Origin of the sequence: Rummeliibacillus stabekisii (assembly GCF_007988965.1) — a bacterium.
GTDB classification, from domain to species: Bacteria; Bacillota; Bacilli; order Bacillales_A; family Planococcaceae; genus Rummeliibacillus; species Rummeliibacillus stabekisii.
In genome coordinates this window covers 50,945-71,792 of the sequence record NZ_BJVD01000009.1, presented here as the reverse complement: position 1 = coordinate 71,792, position 20,848 = coordinate 50,945, and the positions used below count along the sequence as shown (strand labels likewise).

General features: G+C 39.4%; 24 protein-coding genes and 1 other annotated feature. Of the genes, 23 read left to right on the top strand and 1 reads right to left on the bottom strand.

The genetic code is table 11. The annotated features are described in order from the left end of the window. Positions 1-10: 10 nt before the first annotated feature. The 4 genes from RST01_RS13220 (at position 11) to RST01_RS13205 (ending at position 2,846) form a co-directional block, all read left to right on the top strand. Positions 11-340: a DUF779 domain-containing protein gene (locus tag RST01_RS13220; RefSeq protein ID WP_147197445.1), complete on the top strand. Its 330-nt coding sequence runs from the start codon at positions 11-13 to the stop codon at positions 338-340. Positions 341-503: 163 nt separating this feature from the next. After that, entirely contained in the window at positions 504-1,931 is a 1,428-nt protein-coding gene (locus RST01_RS13215) for an aldehyde dehydrogenase family protein (protein WP_147197444.1), read from the top strand. A 98-nt stretch (positions 1,932-2,029) separates the two neighbouring features. Beyond that, positions 2,030-2,521: an acyl-CoA thioesterase gene (locus tag RST01_RS13210; protein ID WP_066790997.1), complete on the top strand. Its 492-nt coding sequence runs from the start codon at positions 2,030-2,032 to the stop codon at positions 2,519-2,521. A gap of 133 nt (positions 2,522-2,654) precedes the next feature. After that, positions 2,655-2,846 carry a hypothetical protein gene (locus RST01_RS13205; RefSeq protein ID WP_066790995.1) on the top strand — a complete coding sequence of 64 codons (192 nt, stop codon included), beginning with the start codon at positions 2,655-2,657 and terminating at the stop codon, positions 2,844-2,846. Between the two features lie 89 nt (positions 2,847-2,935). On the opposite strand, the gene corA is transcribed toward RST01_RS13205, so the two are convergent. Then, a complete protein-coding gene (gene corA, locus RST01_RS13200) occupies positions 2,936-3,895 on the bottom strand; it encodes a magnesium/cobalt transporter CorA (RefSeq protein WP_147197442.1) in 960 nt (319 codons plus the stop codon). A 174-nt stretch (positions 3,896-4,069) separates the two neighbouring features. Between corA and RST01_RS13195 the strand changes: the two genes are divergently transcribed. The 19 genes from RST01_RS13195 to nusG all read left to right on the top strand — a co-directional run bounded on the left by RST01_RS13195 (position 4,070) and on the right by nusG (position 20,797). Continuing rightward, positions 4,070-4,387 carry a magnetosome magnetite crystal formation protein family gene (locus tag RST01_RS13195; RefSeq protein ID WP_147197440.1) on the top strand — a complete coding sequence of 106 codons (318 nt, stop codon included), beginning with the start codon at positions 4,070-4,072 and terminating at the stop codon, positions 4,385-4,387. A 168-nt stretch (positions 4,388-4,555) separates the two neighbouring features. Beyond that, entirely contained in the window at positions 4,556-5,050 is a 495-nt protein-coding gene (locus RST01_RS13190; protein WP_066790988.1) for a CtsR family transcriptional regulator, read from the top strand. Further along, the gene (locus RST01_RS13185) at positions 5,040-5,606 is read left to right on the top strand and encodes a UvrB/UvrC motif-containing protein (RefSeq protein WP_066790986.1); all 567 of its coding nucleotides are present in this window, start codon (positions 5,040-5,042) and stop codon (positions 5,604-5,606) included. The genes RST01_RS13190 and RST01_RS13185 overlap by 11 nt, the downstream gene beginning before the upstream one ends. Next, complete coding sequence (gene mcsB, locus RST01_RS13180) at positions 5,596-6,666, top strand: protein-arginine kinase McsB (protein WP_147197438.1); 1,071 nt, start codon at positions 5,596-5,598, stop codon at positions 6,664-6,666. The genes RST01_RS13185 and mcsB overlap by 11 nt, the downstream gene beginning before the upstream one ends. 27 nt (positions 6,667-6,693) lie before the next feature. Beyond that, on the top strand, positions 6,694-9,132 hold the full coding sequence (locus RST01_RS13175; RefSeq protein ID WP_147197436.1) for an ATP-dependent Clp protease ATP-binding subunit: 2,439 nt from the start codon (positions 6,694-6,696) through the stop codon (positions 9,130-9,132). Positions 9,133-9,249: 117 nt separating this feature from the next. Next, positions 9,250-10,626, top strand: a complete 1,377-nt coding sequence (gene radA, locus RST01_RS13170) for a DNA repair protein RadA (RefSeq protein ID WP_147197434.1) — start codon at positions 9,250-9,252, stop codon at positions 10,624-10,626. Positions 10,627-10,938: 312 nt separating this feature from the next. Continuing rightward, positions 10,939-12,054: a PIN/TRAM domain-containing protein gene (locus tag RST01_RS13165; protein WP_147197432.1), complete on the top strand. Its 1,116-nt coding sequence runs from the start codon at positions 10,939-10,941 to the stop codon at positions 12,052-12,054. A 74-nt stretch (positions 12,055-12,128) separates the two neighbouring features. Then, entirely contained in the window at positions 12,129-12,815 is a 687-nt protein-coding gene (gene ispD / locus RST01_RS13160; protein ID WP_147197430.1) for a 2-C-methyl-D-erythritol 4-phosphate cytidylyltransferase, read from the top strand. 1 nt (position 12,816) lies between these two features. After that, positions 12,817-13,293 carry a 2-C-methyl-D-erythritol 2,4-cyclodiphosphate synthase gene (ispF, locus tag RST01_RS13155; RefSeq protein ID WP_066790974.1) on the top strand — a complete coding sequence of 159 codons (477 nt, stop codon included), beginning with the start codon at positions 12,817-12,819 and terminating at the stop codon, positions 13,291-13,293. Positions 13,294-13,370: 77 nt separating this feature from the next. Beyond that, positions 13,371-14,828: a glutamate--tRNA ligase gene (gene gltX / locus RST01_RS13150; protein WP_147197428.1), complete on the top strand. Its 1,458-nt coding sequence runs from the start codon at positions 13,371-13,373 to the stop codon at positions 14,826-14,828. A gap of 122 nt (positions 14,829-14,950) precedes the next feature. After that, positions 14,951-15,176 (top strand) — a binding site (T-box leader). 68 nt (positions 15,177-15,244) lie between these two features. Beyond that, positions 15,245-15,886 carry a serine O-acetyltransferase gene (gene cysE, locus RST01_RS13145; protein WP_147197426.1) on the top strand — a complete coding sequence of 214 codons (642 nt, stop codon included), beginning with the start codon at positions 15,245-15,247 and terminating at the stop codon, positions 15,884-15,886. 6 nt (positions 15,887-15,892) lie between these two features. Then, the gene (cysS, locus tag RST01_RS13140; RefSeq protein WP_147197424.1) at positions 15,893-17,293 is read left to right on the top strand and encodes a cysteine--tRNA ligase; all 1,401 of its coding nucleotides are present in this window, start codon (positions 15,893-15,895) and stop codon (positions 17,291-17,293) included. A gap of 5 nt (positions 17,294-17,298) precedes the next feature. Next, positions 17,299-17,724 carry a Mini-ribonuclease 3 gene (locus tag RST01_RS13135; protein ID WP_269465571.1) on the top strand — a complete coding sequence of 142 codons (426 nt, stop codon included), beginning with the start codon at positions 17,299-17,301 and terminating at the stop codon, positions 17,722-17,724. Continuing rightward, on the top strand, positions 17,721-18,467 hold the full coding sequence (rlmB, locus tag RST01_RS13130; protein WP_184117592.1) for a 23S rRNA (guanosine(2251)-2'-O)-methyltransferase RlmB: 747 nt from the start codon (positions 17,721-17,723) through the stop codon (positions 18,465-18,467). The genes RST01_RS13135 and rlmB overlap by 4 nt, the downstream gene beginning before the upstream one ends. Positions 18,468-18,476: 9 nt before the next feature. Continuing rightward, the gene (locus RST01_RS13125; RefSeq protein ID WP_066790963.1) at positions 18,477-18,995 is read left to right on the top strand and encodes an NYN domain-containing protein; all 519 of its coding nucleotides are present in this window, start codon (positions 18,477-18,479) and stop codon (positions 18,993-18,995) included. A 58-nt stretch (positions 18,996-19,053) separates the two neighbouring features. Further along, positions 19,054-19,701 (top strand): RNA polymerase sporulation sigma factor SigH, encoded by a 648-nt coding sequence (sigH, locus tag RST01_RS13120; protein WP_066790960.1) that lies wholly within the window; start codon positions 19,054-19,056, stop codon positions 19,699-19,701. An 87-nt stretch (positions 19,702-19,788) separates the two neighbouring features. Further along, on the top strand, positions 19,789-19,935 hold the full coding sequence (gene rpmG / locus RST01_RS13115) for a 50S ribosomal protein L33 (RefSeq protein ID WP_084246973.1): 147 nt from the start codon (positions 19,789-19,791) through the stop codon (positions 19,933-19,935). A 42-nt stretch (positions 19,936-19,977) separates the two neighbouring features. Continuing rightward, on the top strand, positions 19,978-20,163 hold the full coding sequence (gene secE / locus RST01_RS13110; RefSeq protein ID WP_066790958.1) for a preprotein translocase subunit SecE: 186 nt from the start codon (positions 19,978-19,980) through the stop codon (positions 20,161-20,163). A 100-nt stretch (positions 20,164-20,263) separates the two neighbouring features. Next, positions 20,264-20,797 (top strand): transcription termination/antitermination protein NusG, encoded by a 534-nt coding sequence (gene nusG / locus RST01_RS13105; protein WP_066790956.1) that lies wholly within the window; start codon positions 20,264-20,266, stop codon positions 20,795-20,797. The last annotated feature ends 51 nt before the right edge of the window (positions 20,798-20,848 follow it).

The window sequence follows — 20,848 nt, the reverse complement described above, 5'->3', positions numbered from 1 at the left end:
TGGATCCTAGATGACAGAATGTATACAAGCGACAGATAAAGCTCTTGAGTTTATCGATTATATGAAATCGTTGCATGGTCCGATTTTAATTTTTCAATCTAGTGGGTGCTGTGATGGCTCTGCACCTATGTGCTATAAAGAAGAGGATTTTCGAGTAGGTGAACAGGATCTACTTCTTGGTATAGTTGGCGATGTGCCATTTTATATACACAAAAGCCACTATGAGTATATGAAGCATACCCAACTGATCTTAGATGTGAAGCCTGGCAGAGGCGCTTCGTTTTCACTGGATAGTATTGAAAAAGAACATTTCGTGATTGAATCAAGAGTTTATGAATAGGATTAACGAGAAAAGTGTACAATTTAATATCAGCACAAAACTCCAGGCTAAGATAGCTGGAGTTTTTTCTGTTTGGGAAATGCTAGGCATCTATTTAGGATATGAAAAAGTAATCATGTTAGTATGGAATAAGAGGGGTATAACTTTAACGGAGGTGTCATCTGTGAAGGAAACAAAATTATGGATTAATGGTGAGTGGGTTAGCACAGCTGAAAGCTATGAATTAACCGCTCCTTATAATGGAGAGTATATTTCAAATATAGCGAAAGCCACCGTGAATGATGTAGAACGAAGCATTGAAGGTGCACATCAAGCCTTTCTTCAATTTAAATCATCAACAGCATATGAAAGAGCTGAAATTTTATATCGAGTGGCAGAGTTAATGAAAGAGCGCAAGCAAGATCTAGCTGAAATAGCAGCGAGAGAAGCAGGAAAGCCTATCACAGCTGCCCTTACTGAAATTGATCGTACCATTACAACGTACCAATTTGCAGCCGAGGCAGCTAAAGGATTAAGTGGTGAAACACTTCCGATGGATGCTGCGCCGGGTGGAAAAGATCGGATTGGTTGGACAAAACGCGTACCTTTAGGTGTTATATCAGCCATTACGCCATTTAATTTTCCTTTTAACTTAGTAGCACATAAATTAGGTCCTGCATTTGCTGTGGGTAACGCAGTTGTTTTAAAGCCTGCTGGACAAACACCTTTAAGCAGCCTTGTAATGGCTGGAATCTTTAAAGATGCAGGTTTACCTGATGGGATGCTTCAAATCGTTACTGGAAGTGGAAGCGAGTTAAGCGATACGCTTGTTACACATCCGCTCGTCAAAAAGGTTACGTTTACAGGCAGCAGTTCTGTTGGATTGAAGATTAAAGAAAAAGTAGGATTGCGAAAGGTAACGCTTGAATTGGGTTCTAATGCAGGCTTGATTGTAGAACCAAGTGTGCCAATCGATAAAGTTATAGATCGCTGTGTAAGTGGCGCATTTGGTTACGCAGGACAAGTATGTATTTCACTACAGCGTATTTATGTCCATCAATCAATTTATGACCAATTTTTAAATGCCTTTGTTGCAACTACGGAAAAATTGGTAGTAGGCGATCCTTTGGACGAAAAAACAGATGTAAGTGCAATGATTAATCCAAAAGAAGTTACACGCATTATGCAATGGATTGAAGAGGCGAAAGAGCAAGGTGCAACCGTTGCTACAGGCGGAACTTTCACAGAGCGTACCTTAACACCAACTGTCATGGCTAATGTTCAGCCTGATATGAAGGTAGCATGCCAGGAAACATTTGCTCCGATTGTTTCCATTGTTCCATATGACACATTCGATGAAGCGATTAATTTAGTAAACCAATCAGATTTAGGTTTAAATGCAGGGATCTTTACAAATAATTTAGAAGATGCCATGAGAGCAGCAGAGGAATTAGAAGCCGGTGCAGTCATCATTAATGATGTACCAACATTCCGTATAGATAACATGCCATATGGTGGAGTGAAGAATAGTGGATATGGACGCGAAGGCATTAAATATGCAGTGAACGAAATGACTGATTTGAAGTTTATTACGATTAAGACTAAACTGTAGTATGTTTGGAGAAGCCGATCTATTACAGAGACAAGACTTGTTGAACAAGGGCTTCCCTTTAAAATTATGTGTTAAAAGATACGTGAGGAGTGTATACGATGCTAGAAGCAGTGCCAATGGGCAGTTCAAGAACAATACAAACAAGATTGGTTTTACCGCCCGATACCAACCATATGAGCACGATTTTTGGTGGGAAAGTGTTGGCGTATATTGATGAGATCGCAGCGATTACGTCCATGAAGCATGCAAAAATGCAAACAGTAACAGCATCTTTCGACTCAGTGGACTTTTATTCGCCAGTTCGTTCAGGAGAAGTCCTAGAACTAGAGGCAATTGTTAGTTCTACTGGACGCACATCGATGGAGTTATATATCGTGGTGCATTCTACTAATATCGACACAGGTGTAAAAAAACTAACGACAGAATCTTTCGTTACTATGGTAGCAGTAGATACCAATGGTGCACCTCAGGAAGTAGCGCCCGTTTTCCCAGAAACAGAACAAGAAAAGAAATTATTCGAATCAGGCTCGATACGCCGGAAGATTCGTAAAGAAAAGCGCGAAATGCCAAGCAAGTTCTTTACTTTATAATAATCGGTATATTATACAAATAGGCGGTTGCTGTATCTTATAACAGCAACCGCCTATTATCGTTTCTTTATCTATTCGAGCTAGGTAGAACATGCTACAATAAAGAAAAAATCACAAGAATAGGATGTACAGCATGGATACAAAAAGAGGAATGAAATATGCACTGCCATTAGCAATGGTAGTAGCAGTCTCATCGTTAATGCTTCTAAATGCTAACTATACAGAAGTGCCAATGAGCCACAGAATCTATATTACAATCGGTGCAACCATCGTCACTTATCTCCTGTCTTTTGTCCTTTTTGGTTTAAAGGATACTCCTAAATAAATCCCATATTAATGAGATTAATAGAAACCAACTTTAAATGGAATAGCCTGCAAAGTATAGAGAACTTTGCAGCTGTTCTATTTTCGTTTTTACGGTCTATAGTCAAACCATCCCTTCAACTTAAACCAGATGGCCATCGAAAAGGCAATGCCAAACATAATGAATAAGATAATAAAGTAACCATAATGCCAATTGAGCTCAGGCATATTTTTAAAATTCATTCCATAGACACCTGCAATAAATGTCAGCGGTATGAATATGGAAGAAATAATAGTCAAAATCATCATAATGCCATTCATCCGGCTCGAGTTTATCGACATATGGCTATCTCGCATGTCTGCTGTCAGTTCCCGATTCGATTCCACCATTTCTGTCAGCTTAATCAAATGGTCGTGTATATCCATAAAGTAAGCTCGTTCCTGGTCATTCAAGCGGAAGCGATAGGAATTTAAAATTCGATAAAGTAAATCGCGCATTGGCAAAACGATGCGGCGAATATGAAGCAAATCGCTCCTTAGATCAAATACATATTTCATTGATTTTGTCGTACTCTTAAAACCGATTTCATCGTCTATTTCATTCAAATGATCTTCGATGTCATATACTAACGGAAAGTAACCATCAACAATTTTATCAAGTACTTGATAGGCAATATACAGGGATCCGCGCTCCCAGGAAGCTGGCATTTCTTCAATTCGTTCTTTCACGATGGCAAACTCGGGGGCAGGTGAGTGATGATAGGTGACAATAAAGTCTGGCGCTACAAATAAATTGACCTCTTCCCCTTCAAATGTTTCTTTATTTATTTTATGAGCAACAAGAAAATGGTACCCCTCGTAATAATCCAGTTTAGGCCGTTGTAGTCTCATTAAACTATCCTCGATGGCTAAGGGGTGAAAATGAAAAAAGCTGCTAAGTAATCTATTTTCTTCTGTGGTAGGCGATTCAAAATCGACCCAATACCATATAAACTTGCCGGTTTTAATCTCTTCGAGCGAAAAATCAGCTAAGAGTTGTTGATCATTAGTGATACCAAGCGTCCGAATCATCTCAAATCCTCATTTCAACAATATTCGTATATTTATCCTCTCACAATTATGTAAACAATGCCAGAAAGGAGAAATTCCTTATATAAGAGAGGTATAAAAAAATGAAACTATATTTAATGTAATACGTAAATTAAGTTAAGTAAAAATTGATATTGAAAGTGAGTGAATAACAAGATGGAGAATAAAGGGTTAAAAGTTATTTTGCATGCGAGCGCTTTTTTTGCCCCATGTTTAGTCCCGATTCTTATTTTTGTGTTTATTAGAGATGAAGAGATAAAACGTTTGTCAATTCAAGCACTGCTGTTCCAATTCGTTATGTGGCTGCTCGTTACAGTTGGAGGCATCCTGACCTTCACTATAATTCTTGCGATTATTGGCATTCCGATGATAATTATTTTCGGGATTATGGGCGTTATTATACCTATTATCGGTATAATTAGAGCACTTCAGGGAACACATTGGGAATATCCGATTGTTGGAAAGTGGATTTAATACAAAAACTTATGAACATACTGCATATAGCAGTATGTTTTTTGTGTATATTAGGAGAATGAATAACGATTTTCCAGGTTAAGCAAAATATTTGCATCATTTTTTGATGGCACATATAATAAAGTCAAAGTTAGTCAAAGTCAGTGAAGCGAGTGAGGTGGAATAAAAATGCGGAATATCTCAGACATTATTGAAGGGTATTTAAAAGAGATTATTGAATTAGGTGGTAAAGGTCATATTGAAATCAAACGAAGTGAAATTGCAGACAAATTTCAATGTGTACCTTCCCAAATCAATTATGTCATCAATACAAGGTTTACAGCCGAGCGAGGGTATATCGTTGAAAGTAAGCGAGGCGGGGGTGGCTATATACGGATTTTACGTGTTAGAGCAAGCTCAGGAACCGAGTTGATTGAAGAGATTATGCATCAAATTGGTGATTCTATCACACAGTCGTCTGCACAGGACTTTATTTTTCGGTTAATTGATGAAGATGTAATAACGCAAAGAGAAGCAAGGATGATGATAGCGGCACTAGACCGTTCAGTATTGTCCCTCCATTTACCTTTACGCGATGAACTACGAGCGCGCATTATGAGGGCGATGTTACTAGCGGTGAAATACGACCAGCAAATGCAAAGAGGTGTTAAAGATGATATGTGAAAATTGTAAACAGCGGCCTGCTACAATTACAGTCACACAGATGAAAAACGGCAATAAGATAACAAGGCACTTTTGTGATGTATGCAATAAGCAGCTAGATCACTTTCACGTGAATCTTGAACCTGGTGATAGTTCCAATGCCATGCAAAAACTATTTTCAAATTTATTCGGAACGCCAAGCTGGTCAGTACAGGATGTGCCTATCAAGAAGCCACAAAGTAAAGTGCAAAATGAAAGCTGTCCACAATGCGGCATGACATATAGGCAATTTCTCGAAGAAGGGAAATTCAATTGTCCAACATGTTATGAGACGTTTAAAGATTTTTTGCCACAGGTATTAAAACGGCTTCATAATGGCGCTACAGAACATATAGGCAAGGTTCCTGGATCCATTAATGAGAGCTATCAGACAAAACGCCAAATTGAAGCGCTGCGACAAGATATGAAAACAGCAGTGGAAGAGGAACGTTTTGAAGACGCCGCGGAAATTCGAGATGAGGTTAAATTGCTTGAAAACAAATTGAATGGAGGAGGTGAGAAAAGAGATGAACATTGACCACTTTCTGCAAAGTAAACCTCCTATATGGATGAGAGGGGATAGTACATTCGGCGATATTGTCATGAGTACAAGAATTCGCTTGGCAAGAAATATCAATGGATTTCGGTTTCCTCGGGCATTCTCAGAAGATGAAGCATTGCAAATTGACAAAATGGTATCGAATGCATTGATTGATGGAGATCAGAAATTTGATATGCCATTCTCTTATTTCTCACTCCATGATATGCCCTCTCTTAAGCGTCAGGTTTTGGTAGAGAAGCATTTGATTAGCCCGCAATTAGCAAATAAAACAAAAACAGGCTCTATCTTAGTGTCGGATGATGAAACGATTAGCATCATGGTAAATGAAGAAGACCATATCCGCATACAAAGCTTACAACCAGGCCTGCAATTGGATAAAGCTTATCAGTTGGCTGATGAAGTGGACCGGCTTTTAGAAAGAAAGCTATCATATGCTTTCGATGATTCATTTGGCTACCTTACAAGCTGTCCAACAAACACAGGTACAGGACTTCGGGCATCAGTGATGATGCATTTACCTGCTCTCACTGCGACTAACCAAATGGGAACGCTGATGAATACAATGGCTCGTTTAGGGATGGTTGTAAGAGGAATATACGGAGAAGGTACCGAAGCTCTCGGGAATTATTATCAAATTTCTAACCAAATCACCCTTGGCAAGCCAGAAGAAGATATTATTTTGGATCTACAAAGTGTAGCCGAGCAAATTATTCAAAAAGAAATCGGTGCCCGTAGAGCTTTGCTAGAACACGCATCCATTGCTGTTTCAGATCGTTTAAATCGATCATTAGGTGTGTTGAAATATGCAAGGATTTTATCTAGTGAAGAAGCGGCTAATTGTTTATCAAATGTCCGGTTGGGTATAGATTTGGGATTAATTCCAACATATCCGGATAGAGTTTTGAATGAATGTATGTTGATTATGCAGCCTGGTTTCTTGCAGCAGCTTGCTGGTACAACGCTCCAGGCGAACGAAAGAGATGTATTTCGAGCAACAATTATTCGAGAAAAATTAAACAATACGACGGTTAAATAATATAACAGTAAAAAGGAGAGGATCTTCATGATGTACAATCGATTTACACAGCGCGCTCAAAAAGTTCTGCAATTAGCACAGGAAGAGGCAATTCGTATGAAACACGAAGCCATTGGCACAGAACATATTTTGCTTGGCCTCATACGTGAAGGAGGCGGCATAGCGGCAAAAGCGCTTGAAGCAATCAACGTGAGTACAGAAATGATTGAAGAAGGTATTGAAGAATTGGTTGGTGTCGGCACTAAAAATGTAGGCCCAATTGTACACTATACACCACGTGCTAAAAAGGTCATTGAATTATCAGTCGATGAATCTCGCAAACTGGGCCATTCATACATTGGTACAGAACATTTATTGCTTGCGTTAATTCGAGAAGGCGAAGGTGTAGCAGCTCGTGTGTTAAATAATGCGGGTGTCAGTCTAAACAAAGCCCGTCAGCAAGTACTACAACTGCTTGGAAGTAATGATCATCCACAAGCAAGCAATAATAGTGCGCCGACAGCTAATACACCTACGCTCGATGGCTTAGCAAGAGACCTTACTCAAATAGCACGAGAAGGCAGCTTGGATCCTGTGATTGGACGCAGCAAAGAAATTACACGCGTAATTGAAGTGCTGTCTCGCCGTACTAAAAACAACCCTGTATTAATCGGGGAGCCAGGTGTCGGTAAAACAGCTATTGCAGAAGGTCTTGCACAACAAATCGTAAACAATGAAGTGCCTGAAACATTGCGCGATAAACGTGTTATGACGCTTGATATGGGAACAGTCGTAGCAGGTACAAAATACCGTGGTGAATTTGAAGACCGTTTGAAAAAGGTAATGGATGAAATTCGCCAAGCAGGAAACGTTATCCTATTTATCGATGAGTTGCACACATTGATTGGTGCTGGTGGAGCAGAAGGAGCAATTGATGCTTCAAATATCTTGAAACCATCACTTGCTCGAGGAGAATTACAATGTATTGGTGCTACAACATTAGATGAATACCGCAAGTACATTGAAAAAGATGCAGCACTTGAACGTCGCTTCCAACCAATACAAGTCGATGAACCATCAGTAGAGGAAGCTATTCAAATTATTAATGGGCTGCGCGACCGTTATGAAGCTCATCACCGTGTCAAAATTACAGATGAAGCTATTGAAGCGGCTGCTAAAATGTCAGACCGTTACATTTCAGACCGTTTCTTGCCTGACAAAGCAATTGACTTAATCGATGAAGCAGGATCTAAAGTTAGGTTGCGTTCATTTACAACACCACCAGATTTAAAAGAATTAGAACAAGAGCTAGACTCACTTCATTCTGAAAAAATGGCTGCAGTCCAATCTCAAGAATTTGAAAAAGCTGCGTCCTTACGTGATTCTGAACAAAAGCTTAAAGATAAATTGAACAGCACGAAAAAAGAATGGAAAGAAGCGCAAGGTAAATCAGAATCTAAGGTAACGGTGAATGATATTGCGGAAGTTGTGTCCATGTGGACGGGTGTCCCGGTCTCTAAACTGGCGCAAGCTGAATCAGAGAAGCTGTTGAACTTAGAGGATGAGTTGCATAAACGAGTAGTAGGCCAAAGCGAAGCAGTTGAAGCTATTTCAAGAGCGATTCGCCGTGCTCGTGCAGGATTAAAAGATCCAAAACGTCCAATCGGTTCCTTTATTTTCTTAGGCCCAACAGGTGTTGGTAAAACAGAACTTGCCCGGGCTTTAGCTGAAGTAATGTTCGGTGATGAAGATGCCATGATCCGTGTAGATATGTCCGAATACATGGAAAAACATTCGACTTCTCGACTTGTTGGATCGCCTCCAGGATATGTCGGTTTTGAGGAAGGTGGTCAGCTGACAGAGAAAGTACGCCGCAAACCATATTCTGTTATTTTGCTTGATGAAATTGAGAAAGCTCACCCGGATGTTTTCAATATCTTATTACAAGTGTTGGACGATGGCCGTTTAACGGATTCCAAAGGCCGTGTAGTGGACTTCCGTAATACGGTGGTTATTATGACATCCAATGTAGGTGCAGAGGCATTAAAATACCGCAAATCACTTGGTTTTGGTGCTCAAAGTGCATCACAAAGCCAAGAAAATGCAAAAAGTGTCATGATGGAAGAATTGAAAAAAGCATTCCGTCCAGAGTTCTTAAACCGTATCGACGAAATGATTGTCTTCCACTCATTAGAAAAAGAAGATTTGCGCAAAATTGTAAATCTAATGGTAAAACAATTAACAAAACGCCTACATGAACAAGATATTACGCTCGATCTTACAACGGAAGCAATCGACAAAATTGCAGAAGAAGGATACGATCCGCAATACGGTGCCCGCCCATTGCGCAGAGCTATCCAAAAAAATATAGAAGACCGCCTATCAGAAGAAATATTAAAAGGCACTGTCTTAACTGGACAACGCGTTGAATTTGATGTTAAAGATGGAGAATTTGTCGTGAATGTCAAAGAATTAGCAACAAAATAGTGAACTTTATGTCAACGTATTGAAAAATAATACGCAACAGTGAGGCGTTCCAAATGCGAAATTTGGGACGCCTTGTTTTATAATAAGAGTAAGACTAAAAATGGCAGGAGATATAAAATGGCCAAAAAGAAGACAAAGTTTTTTTGTAATGCATGTGGATATGAATCGCCAAAATGGCTAGGTAGATGTCCTGGTTGCGGTGATTGGAATACAATGGTGGAAGAAGTAGAAGTAGTATCCAAGGGGCCAAGAGGGGCTTTTCAGCATTCCTCGTCAGTAACGCAAAAAGCTACGCCATTAATTGCAGTTGAAACAGAAGATGCACCAAGGATCGAAACGGAACTAAATGAACTGAATCGCGTCCTAGGAGGTGGGATTGTCCCAGGCTCACTTGTCCTAATTGGTGGGGATCCGGGGATTGGAAAATCCACGCTTTTGCTGCAAGTTTCAGCGATTCTTTCGAATAAAGGGCATCGTGTCCTCTATATTTCCGGAGAAGAATCTATTCGCCAAACGAAGCTAAGAGCTGAAAGACTAGGCGTAAAATCCGAAGAGCTTTACATTTATTCAGAAACGAATCTTGAATTTCTAAATCAAACGATTGAAGAAGTGAACCCCAAGTTTGTTATTGTGGACTCCATTCAAACAGTGTACCACCCGAATGTAACAAGCGCACCGGGAAGTGTCTCACAGGTTAGAGAATGTACTGCTGAATTTATGCGTATCGCGAAAACGAAGAATATTGCAATTTTCTTAGTTGGACATGTGACGAAGGAAGGCCAAATCGCAGGGCCAAGGATACTTGAACATATGGTGGATACGGTCCTTTACTTTGAAGGAGAACGCCACCACACTTATCGCATTCTACGGAGCCAAAAAAATAGATTTGGTTCTACTAATGAAATTGCTATTTTTGAAATGCTCCAAAATGGTTTGAAGGAAGTATTAAACCCTTCAGAATTGTTTCTGCAAGAACGTTCACAGGGTGCCCCGGGCTCCACTGTTGTGGCCTCGATGGAAGGGACTCGCCCTATCTTAGTAGAAGTACAAGCTCTCGTGACGCCTTCAAGTTTTAATTATCCAAAGCGAATGGCAACAGGTGTAGACCAAAACCGAATATCCTTATTGATGGCAGTATTAGAAAAAAGGATGGGCATGCTTTTACAGGCACAAGATGCTTATATAAAGGTAGCAGGCGGGGTAAAGCTAGATGAGCCTGCTATTGATTTAGCGGTTCTTGTAAGCATTGTTTCAAGCTTTAGAGATACAGCTGCTAAACCAATGGATTGTTATATCGGAGAAGTAGGATTAACAGGTGAAGTGCGAAGAGTGTCACGGATTGAACAAAGAATCCAGGAAGCAGCCAAACTAGGGTTCAAACGCGCGATTGTCCCAGCATCCAACTTGGGTGGCTTTGAGTATCCAGATACCATTGAAGTAGTCGGGGTAGATACAGTTAATCAAGCGCTAAAATTAAGTTTTGATAAGGCATAAGATGTTTTTTGTGTAATGCATGGTTATTTATATATTTATCGGGGGAATTATAAGGAGTCGGAATAGAAGGCACTATAAAGGTTAATTAGCTGAGAAGTGAGCTCCTGAATAACAGCATATTAAGAGTTTCACATCATGTTAGAAAACCTTCGCAGCTATTCCGCTTCACCTCGTTGCACTTGCTAAATGAATGCTTTTTCATGTTCTGTGTCAAGATTAGTCCATCTTTGTCATAGGGTGTAAGAAAGAGGTTTCACAAGACGCATCAAAGGTAAACTATGTATAATTAAAATAAAAAAAGGAGGTGCCTGAATGTTAAAGGGAATAATCCAAATTGCGTTTCTTTTTATTGGAGGGACTGTGGGTTTATTTGTCTTACCGCTATTATACCAAATCATTCATCTATCAGATAACCCGTGGTTGAATAATCCGTATACATCAGTGGCTGTAGGAGCCATCTTGTTATTTGCTTTCTCATTTTGGGTTTCAGATTACTTTGTAAAATTTATTCGGTGGATGGAAGATAAATTATTAAAAGCACCGGTAGGAGATTTGTTGTTCGGGACATTAGGTTTAATTATTGGGTTGATACTTGCTTACCTAATTGGCTTTTCTATTGATAACATCAAAATTCCTTTAATCACTACGATTGTGCCTATCTTATCTGTCCTATTGTCCATTGTTCTCGGCTATCTCGGATTCCAGGTCGGTTTTAAAAAGAGAGATGAGCTGATTCATGTATTTACAGCAGGGAAAGCTCAATCAACGAATGCTTCAAAGAAAAAGGCAATGGGAGAGGATGTAGAACTCGACGATGCAAAGTATAAGCTTTTAGATACTAGTGTCATCATTGATGGCCGGATTGCTGATATCTCAGAAACAGGCTTTATCGAGGGAACATTCGTTGTACCTCAATTCGTATTAACTGAGCTTCAACATATAGCAGACTCATCTGACACGTTGAAAAGGACGAGAGGGCGTCGTGGGCTTGATATTTTGAAAAAATTGCAAGATGAAAGAGCTACACAAGTTTTAATCACTGAAGTGGACTTTGAGGATGTGCAAGAGGTTGATTTAAAATTAGTTCGTTTGGCGAAAAAAATGGGCGGTCAGATTTTAACGAATGACTTTAATTTAAATAAAGTGTGCGATCTTCATAATGTGAAAGTGTTAAATATTAATGATTTAGCAAATGCAGTCAAACCAGTGGTCATTCCTGGGGAAGAAATGAATGTGCTGGTGATTAAAGATGGTAAAGAGCATAATCAAGGTGTTGCATATTTAGATGACGGGACAATGATTGTGGTTGAAGAAGGAAAATCATATATCGGCCAAGCAATTGTTGTTACCGTGACAAGCGTGCTGCAAACATCAGCAGGGCGTATGATTTTTGCTAAGCCAAAAAACAATGGCAAAAGTGCAGGCTAGGCACTTTTCGTAATAAAATGTAGAGAGGCAGGGTAATTTACCTTGTCCTTTTCTATTAAGAAAGAGTGAATGTAATGCAGTATGATGTAATATTACCAGCGGCTGGAAGCGGAAAAAGGATGGCTGCTGGACAAAACAAATTATTTTTGGAGCTGCGAAATAAGCCCATTTTGATCCATACGCTAGAGGTTTTCCAACAGGATGAAGCATGCAGAGGAATTTGGTTAGCAGTAAAGCCTGATGAAAGACTCTATATTCAAACACTTTTAGAAAAATACCATATTACAAAAGTGAAGGCCATGCCGAATGGCGGAGAAGAAAGACAACATAGTGTTGTAGCCTGCGTGAAGCAGATAGAGGATGGCCAGATCGTTTTGGTACATGATGCGGCAAGACCATTTATCACCACTCCTATAATCCATGAATTAGTAGAAGCAGCCGAGAAAAAAGGTGCTGCCATTGCAGGCGTAAGAGCAAAAGATACAATGAAAGTAGTAGAGAACGGAAAGATTAAAGGAACTGTTGATCGTTCAAGTTTATGGATGATTCAAACACCGCAAGCTTTCGATTTCACACTTTTAAAACAGGCGGAACAGCAAGCAGAAGTAGACAATTTTTTAGGAACAGATGAAGCGATGCTCGTTGAACGTTTAGGACAATCTGTATATATAGTTGAAAGTAGCTATGAAAACGTTAAAATAACTACTAAAGAGGACTTAATATTTGGCGAAGCTATTTTAAGTCAACGTATAGGAGGATAACATGTTTAGAATAGGACAAGGTTTTGACGTACATGCATTTGAAGAAGGACGCCCATTAATTATTGGCGGTATTACAATCCCTCATAGTAAAGGCTTAATCGGTCACTCTGATGCGGATGTATTATTGCATACCGTAACGGATGCGGCATTAGGAGCGATTGGGGAAGGCGATATCGGTCATCATTTCCCCGATACTGACCCAGCATTCAAGGATGCAGATTCTGCAAAATTGCTTTCATACATTTGGGAGATTGTAGAATCGAAGGGTTATACTTTAGGAAATGTTGATTGCACTATTATGGCGCAACGGCCAAAACTTGCGCCTTATATTGAGCAAATGAGAAATCGAATTGCGGAACTTTTGCATGCAGAGCCTTCTCAAGTAAATGTCAAAGCTACAACAACAGAAAAATTAGGCTTTACAGGGCGTGAAGAAGGAATTGCCAGTATGGCAACTATTTTGCTTATAAAAAAGTGACTTCCTTTAATTTTCATACTAGCAGTGGTAAAATGGGTAAAGTTGAATTTTTGAACGATTAATAGGAGGATTTAGACATGACTAACAAAGTTCGCGTACGTTATGCACCGAGCCCTACTGGACATTTACATATTGGCGGCGCACGTACAGCTTTATTTAACTTTTTGTATGCAAAACACCACGACGGAGACTTTATTGTCCGCATTGAAGATACGGATGTGGCCCGCAATATCGAGGGTGGCGAAGCATCTCAATTAGACAACCTAAAATGGCTTGGTATTGAGTACGACGAATCAATTGATATTGGTGGTCCATATGCGCCATATCGTCAAATGGAACGTTTAGAAATTTATACAGAATACGCAAATAAGCTAATTGATATGGGCATGGCTTATAAATGCTTCTGTACTTCAGAAGAATTAGAAGCAGACCGTGAAGCTCAGCAAGAGCGCGGCGTTGCGGCTCCTATGTATAACGGAAAATGCAGACATCTATCAAAAGAGGAAGTAGCTGCAAAAGAAGAAGCGGGCGAACCTTATACAATCCGTTTTAAAGTGCCGGAAAACGTTGTATATAAATTCGATGATTTAGTTCGCGGAGAAATTTCTTTTGAATCAAAAGATATCGGCGATTGGGTTATCGTAAAAGCAAATGGCATCCCAACATATAATTATGCAGTAGTTCTTGATGATCATATGATGGATATTACACATGTATTTAGAGGGGAAGAGCATTTATCAAATACACCAAAGCAATTAATGATATTTAATGCATTTGGTTTTGAACCACCTCACTATGGTCATATGACGCTGATCGTAAATGAAAACCATAAAAAACTTTCTAAGCGTGATGAATCCATTATCCAGTTTGTGAAACAATATAGAGATCTTGGCTACCTGCCAGAAGCGATGTTCAATTTCTTTGCTCTTTTAGGGTGGTCTCCAGAGGGTGAAGAAGAGATCTTCACAAAAGAAGAGCTTATCGAAAAGTTCGATGAAAAACGTCTATCTAAATCACCATCCATGTTCGATAAACAAAAACTGAAATGGATGAATAACCAATACATGAAGAAGTTGAATAGCGAAGAAGTAGTTGCTTTAACCCTTCCATTCTTACAAAAAGAAGGACTTCTTCCTGAAAACTTATCCGAGGAACAACAAGAGTGGGCTAATAAGTTGATTGGTTTATACCATGAGCAAATGAGCTTTGGAGCAGAAATTGTTGATTTATCTCGTATGTTCTTCACAGAGGAACTTGCATATACTGATGAAGAAAAAGAAGTTCTTGCAGGAGAGCAAGTACCAGAAGTAATGGCTGCGTTCAAAGAACAGTTACAACAGTTGGAATCATTTGAGCCTGCAGACATTAAGAAAGCAATCAAAACAGTGCAGAAAGAAACAGGCCATAAAGGCAAAAATCTTTTCATGCCAATTCGTGTAGCTACTACAGGTGAAATGCATGGACCAGAACTAAATGATGCACTTTCATTACTGGGCAAAGAAACTGTTGTTAAACGGATCGAAGCATTCATTTAGTAATACTTTTATTCATATGCTGTCGTAGGGCAGAATGGATGAAATAGGTTTATCATTTTTAATCGGTTTTTATTTTGATTGATTTTTTTTCGCTACATTGTAAAATGAAGCTAACAAATGATATAAAAGCGATGAAGAGGAGAAGTACGCAATTCATGCTCTATAAGAGAGGACCATCACCGGCTGAAAATGGTCTGAGCCAATGAATTACGGAAATGCACCTCTGAGCGTTAAGTTGAAATAGTCACTAGAGTAGACTTAGCCGGTAATCTCCGTTAAAAGATGTTCAAGCGGGAAGCGAGTATGCTTCCAATCAGAGTGGAACCGCGCATAGTAGGCGTCTCTGTCTTTCATTAGACAGGGGCGTCTTTTTTGTTGAATCCAAATGTCTTAGATATTTGTGGGGGAGGATTTACATGTTTAAGAATATGAAAGAAGACATTCAAACGATTTTTGATAATGACCCGGCAGCGCGAAGCACAATGGAAGTGGTATTAACCTATGCAGGCTTGCATGCTATATGGTCTCACCGTATTGCCCATGCTTTTTATAAACGCAAATTTTATTTTTTAGCAAGAGCGATTTCTCAGATTAGCCGTTTCTTTACGGGGATTGAAATTCACCCAGGGGCAAAAATTGGCCGGCGTTTCTTCATCGACCATGGTATGGGGGTAGTCATTGGTGAAACCTGCGAGATTGGCAATGATGTGACGATCTATCAAGGCGTGACATTGGGTGGTACAGGGAAAGAAAAAGGTAAACGGCACCCAACACTTCATGACAACGTACTAGTGGCCACAGGAGCAAAGGTATTAGGTTCGATTACAATTGGAGAGAATAGTAAAATCGGGGCAGGATCCGTTGTATTAAAAGAGGTTCCACCAAATGCCACTGTTGTAGGGATTCCAGGCAAAGTAGTCATCCAGGATGGCGTCCGTGTCAACCATAAACAAAAATTAGATCATCAAAACATACCTGATCCAGTAGAAGAACGATTAATGAAAATAGAAGAAAAAATAACGGCTTTAGAACAAGAAGAAAACAAAAAGGAGAGATAGTATTTTATGGGAATCCAAATTTTTAACACGTTAACAAGAGAAAAAGAATTATTTGTCCCTCTTGAAGAAGGAAAGGTTAAGATGTATGTATGCGGTCCAACCGTTTATAACTATATTCACATCGGAAATTCACGTCCTGTCATCGTATACGATACAGTGCGCCGTTATTTAACATATCGCGGATATGATGTGACATATGTTTCTAACTTTACTGATGTGGACGATAAAATTATCAAAGCAGCCAACGAATTAGGGGAAGAAGTGCCTGAGCTAACAGAACGTTTCATAAACGCTTATTTTGAGGATATCACTGCATTGGGCTGCCAAAAGGCGGATGCACATCCACGTGTAACTGAACATATGGATGAAATTATCGATTTTATTAAGGTGTTGGTTGATAAAGGCTATGCCTATGAATCACAGGGAGATGTTTATTACAGAACTCGTAAGTTCGAAGGGTACGGCAAATTATCACACCAGTCAGTAGATGATTTAAAAGTAGGCGCTCGCATTGAAGCGGGTGAGAAAAAAGAAGATGCTTTGGATTTTGCTTTATGGAAAGCAGCGAAGCCGGGAGAGATCTCATGGGAAAGTCCATGGGGCAAAGGACGTCCAGGATGGCATATTGAATGCTCAGTAATGGTGCACAATCATTTTGGTGATACAATCGACATCCATGCAGGTGGTCAGGATCTAACCTTCCCGCACCATGAAAATGAAATTGCCCAATCTGAAGCATACAGTGGCAAAACATTCGCGAGATATTGGATGCACAATGGCTATATCAATATTGACAACGAAAAAATGTCAAAATCACTAGGGAATTTTATCTTAGTGCATGATATTATTCAGCAAATTGATCCACAAGTTTTAAGATTCTTTATGCTATCGGTACACTATCGTCATCCAATTAACTTTGCTCAAGATTTAGTAGAAGCAGCAGCTGCTGGCTTAGAACGTATACGCACTTCTTATACGAATTTAAAACACCGGTTGCAAGTATCTGCGAACCTAGAAGATGCCGATACATCGTACTTGGATGAAATCAAAAAGCAACGCCTGGATTTTGAAACAGCTATGGACGATGATTTCAATACTGCTAATGCTATTGCTGCCTTATTCAGCTTATCAACTGAAGCGAATAAGTACTTGAATCAAGAAAATACTAATAAAGAAGTATTATCTGCTTTTATTGATACGCTATCTGAACTTTCACATGTATTAGGCCTTGAGCTCGAGGTGAAAGAGGAATTAGTAGATGATGAAATTGATGCTCTGATTGAAGAAAGACAACAAGCACGTAAAGATCGTGATTTTAAACGTGCTGATGAGATACGTGATCAATTGAAAGAAATGAATATTATTTTAGAAGATACACGCCAAGGTGTTCGATGGAAACGAGGTTAATAAAAGTGAAAGAACTGCGCACGGCGGATGTAAAACAACTGAACGCGCTGGCTTTAGCTTATATGGGAGACGCCGTTTTAGAGATTGCCATCCGTGAACACTTGCTACAAACTGGGCGAGTAAAGCCAAATGTTTTACACAGGGAAGCGACGCATTATGTTTCTGCTAAAGCACAAGCGATGGTCATTCGCCAAATGATGGATGAAGCATTTTTTACAGAAGAAGAAATGGCTGTATTAAAAAGGGGACGCAACGCCAAGTCTGGCTCAGTCCCCAAAAATACAGATGTACAAACGTATCATTATAGTTCCGCTTTTGAAGCGGTTCTTGGTTTTTTATATTTAACGAAACAGCAAGAAAGACAAGAACAAGTTATTCAATATGCCATACAATTAGTCGAAAATAAGAGAGAAGAGGTGGCGAAAAAGTGACTGAACAAACAAAAGAAATGATTGCCGGGAAAAATCCGGTTTTAGAAGCTCTTCGTTCAACGAGAGACATCAATAAAATATGGATTGCAGAAGGCGTTAAAAAAAGCGGCATCAATGAATTGATAAGTATGGCAAAAGAACGAGGAATCATCGTACAGTTTGTTCCAAAAAAGAAGATTGATCAACTATCTTCCGAAAACCATCAGGGAATTGTGGCATCTGTTGCAGCATACAATTACGCAGAGCTTGATGATTTATTCCAATTGGCAAAAGAACGCCAAGAAGATCCGTTCTTTATTATTTTAGACGAACTTGAGGATCCTCATAATTTGGGCTCTATTATGCGGACGGCGGACGCGATAGGAGCACATGGCATCATTATTCCAAAGCGCCGGTCGGTAAGTTTGACAGCTGTAGTTGCTAAAGCATCTACAGGGGCCATTGAATACATCCCTACTGTTCGCGTCAACAATTTAGCACAAACGGTAGAAGAGTTAAAAGAACGCGGTGTATGGATTGCAGGGACAGATGCCAAAGGTTCTGTTGATTATCGCAAAATGGATGCCACTCTTCCTCTAGCTGTCATTATCGGTAGTGAAGGAAAAGGAATGAGTCGTATCTTAAAAGAAAAATGCGATTTCCTTTACCACTTGCCGATGGTGGGTCATGTTACCTCTTTGAATGCTTCGGTAGCTGCTTCTCTTTTGATGTACGAGGTATACCGCAAGCGCCATGAGATTTAGGTGACATGAATGAATATACTCTTAGTTGATGGTTATAACATTATCGGTGCGTGGAAAGAGCTTCAACGTTTAAAAGAACATAAGCTTGTAGACGCAAGAGATCGACTGATAGAGTTAATGGCAGACTATCAAGCCTATTCTGGGATGCGAGTCATCGTCGTTTTTGATGCATACCTTGTACCAGGCATTGCCACAAAGTTGAAACAAAGTGATGTGGAAGTGATCTATACAAGGGCAAAGGAAACGGCGGATGATCGCATTGAAAAACTCACGGCAGAGCTGACTTCCAAACGCAATAAGATTTATGTGGCAACGTCTGATATGGCGGAGCAAAGCGTCGCATTTGGTAATGGCGCATTGCGAAAGTCTGCGCGTGAGTTTGAAATTGAGCTGCAGGAAGTCCAAATGCAAATAACGCATAAAGTAAAAAAAATCCAAACACAAAAGCCTAGTTCTAAAATCCCTTTATCAGCAGAAGTATTAGAAAAATTCGAACAAATGCGAAGAGGAAATAAATTGAGTGATTGACTGATAATTTCCACCTCCGTTATACTTGTTCTAAATAGCCATCTGGTGAGGTGATACTTTGGTAACAAGCGATCATTTGCAAGAGAAGCATATACGTCTTGAAGATTGTTCGGATGAGCAATTAGTCGAGATGGCATGCAATGCCGATTCAAACGCATTAGATTTTTTAATCAGCAAGTATAAACCTTTAGTGCGTTTAAAAGTAAAGTCCTATTTTTTAATTGGTGCTGATAAAGAAGATATTGTGCAAGAAGGAATGATTGGGCTTTATAAAGCAGTAAGAGATTTTAATGGCGAGAGAATCACATCATTTAAGGCGTTTGCAGAACTCTGTGTCAGACGCCAAATCATTACAGCAATTAAAGCAGCTACACGCCAAAAGCATATACCACTGAACTCTTATGTTTCGCTGGATAAACCTGTTTTTGAAGAAGAATCATCAGCAAAAACGCTTATGGATATGCTTTCAGGAGCAACAATTGATGATCCGGAAAAACTTATTATCCATCAAGAAGAGTTTAATAGCTTAGAAGAAAAGATTGGACAGGTATTAAGTGACTTAGAACGCCAAGTATTAACTCTATATTTAGAAGGCAGATCATATCAAGAGATTTCCGCGAGTTTGGACCGGCATGTGAAATCAATTGATAATGCTTTGCAGCGAATTAAACGCAAACTCGAACGCCATTTGGAAGTAGAAGTATAGTTTTGAGTGATTAAAAGGTTAGTTGACAGTATTTGTGATAGGTGATAGGCTTCTCTAAAGGGATTAAAGTGTAAAAAGGTGAGGACTATGGGGCAGAAAGTAGCATTAAGCTGCGAAAAATGCGGTTCTAGAAATTATCATTTACCCGCAACTAAGAATCATTCTATACGAATGGAGCTTAAGAAATATTGTTCAAATTGTAATGAGCATACATTACATAAGCAAACGAAATAATACGATTTAGTAGATAGACGATTATATTCGGAGGTTTGGTGAATGGGCAAGATAGGTGGATTTTTTAGCGGCGTTCTATCGGAAATGCGAAAGACAAGTTGGCCAAAACGCAAAGAATTAACAAAGTATACAATCATCATCGTGACAACTTTGCTATTTATGGCTGCCTTTTTTATGGTAGTTGACTTAGGTATTTCTAAATTATTGCGCTGGTACTTAGAATTGTGATTTAATAAGATTAATATGTTCGAATTAGCCCGTATATGAAACGGGTTTTTTCATTTGCCTTTTAGAAAAGGAGGGAAGGGCGGCAATCGCCCTATCTATTATGGAGAAAAATTGGTATGTTGTTCATACTTACTCAGGTTATGAAAATAAAGTCAAAGCAAACCTTGAAAAACGTGTTGAAACAATGGGGATGCAAGACAAAATCTTCCGTGTTGTAATTCCAGAAGAACAAGAAACAGAAGTAAAAGATGGCCGCAAAAAAACGTATATGCGCAAAACTTTCCCTGGCTATGTATTAGTAGAATTGATCATGACAGACGATGCTTGGTATGTTGTACGAAATACGCCAGGCGTTACTGGCTTTATCGGTTCATCAGGCGGTGGTGTAAAACCAACTCCACTATTGCCGGAAGAAGTAGAAGCTATTCTTAAACAAATGGGTGAAACTGAAGGTAAAGTGGATCTAGACTTCAACGTAGGAGACTTAGTAGAAGTTTTAGAAGGACCATTTGCCCACTTCCAAGGTATTGTAGGCGAAATCCTTAGCGACAAAGAAAAAATTAGCGTAACCATCGATATGTTTGGTCGCGAAACAAAAATGGAGCTAGATTTTGACCAAGTTCTAAAAGTTTAATCTCTAGGGACTTGCCTTGTATTTTAAAAAGTGTTATCATTTCAAAGGTCA

Excerpts from the sequence above, each read along its gene's own strand:
- RST01_RS13220 (WP_147197445.1), top strand. The coding sequence starts at position 11 with ATGACAGAATGTATACAAGCGACAGATAAAGCTCTTGAGTTTATCGAT.
- RST01_RS13210 (WP_066790997.1), top strand. The coding sequence starts at position 2,030 with ATGCTAGAAGCAGTGCCAATGGGCAGTTCAAGAACAATACAAACAAGA.
- RST01_RS13205 (WP_066790995.1), top strand. The coding sequence starts at position 2,655 with ATGGATACAAAAAGAGGAATGAAATATGCACTGCCATTAGCAATGGTA.
- corA (WP_147197442.1), bottom strand. The coding sequence starts at position 3,895 with ATGATTCGGACGCTTGGTATCACTAATGATCAACAACTCTTAGCTGAT.
- RST01_RS13195 (WP_147197440.1), top strand. The coding sequence starts at position 4,070 with ATGGAGAATAAAGGGTTAAAAGTTATTTTGCATGCGAGCGCTTTTTTT.
- RST01_RS13190 (WP_066790988.1), top strand. The coding sequence starts at position 4,556 with ATGCGGAATATCTCAGACATTATTGAAGGGTATTTAAAAGAGATTATT.
- RST01_RS13185 (WP_066790986.1), top strand. The coding sequence starts at position 5,040 with ATGATATGTGAAAATTGTAAACAGCGGCCTGCTACAATTACAGTCACA.
- mcsB (WP_147197438.1), top strand. The coding sequence starts at position 5,596 with ATGAACATTGACCACTTTCTGCAAAGTAAACCTCCTATATGGATGAGA.
- RST01_RS13175 (WP_147197436.1), top strand. The coding sequence starts at position 6,694 with ATGATGTACAATCGATTTACACAGCGCGCTCAAAAAGTTCTGCAATTA.
- radA (WP_147197434.1), top strand. The coding sequence starts at position 9,250 with ATGGCCAAAAAGAAGACAAAGTTTTTTTGTAATGCATGTGGATATGAA.
- RST01_RS13165 (WP_147197432.1), top strand. The coding sequence starts at position 10,939 with ATGTTAAAGGGAATAATCCAAATTGCGTTTCTTTTTATTGGAGGGACT.
- ispD (WP_147197430.1), top strand. The coding sequence starts at position 12,129 with ATGCAGTATGATGTAATATTACCAGCGGCTGGAAGCGGAAAAAGGATG.
- ispF (WP_066790974.1), top strand. The coding sequence starts at position 12,817 with ATGTTTAGAATAGGACAAGGTTTTGACGTACATGCATTTGAAGAAGGA.
- gltX (WP_147197428.1), top strand. The coding sequence starts at position 13,371 with ATGACTAACAAAGTTCGCGTACGTTATGCACCGAGCCCTACTGGACAT.
- cysE (WP_147197426.1), top strand. The coding sequence starts at position 15,245 with ATGTTTAAGAATATGAAAGAAGACATTCAAACGATTTTTGATAATGAC.
- cysS (WP_147197424.1), top strand. The coding sequence starts at position 15,893 with ATGGGAATCCAAATTTTTAACACGTTAACAAGAGAAAAAGAATTATTT.
- RST01_RS13125 (WP_066790963.1), top strand. The coding sequence starts at position 18,477 with ATGAATATACTCTTAGTTGATGGTTATAACATTATCGGTGCGTGGAAA.
- rpmG (WP_084246973.1), top strand. The coding sequence starts at position 19,789 with ATGGGGCAGAAAGTAGCATTAAGCTGCGAAAAATGCGGTTCTAGAAAT.
- secE (WP_066790958.1), top strand. The coding sequence starts at position 19,978 with ATGGGCAAGATAGGTGGATTTTTTAGCGGCGTTCTATCGGAAATGCGA.
- nusG (WP_066790956.1), top strand. The coding sequence starts at position 20,264 with ATGGAGAAAAATTGGTATGTTGTTCATACTTACTCAGGTTATGAAAAT.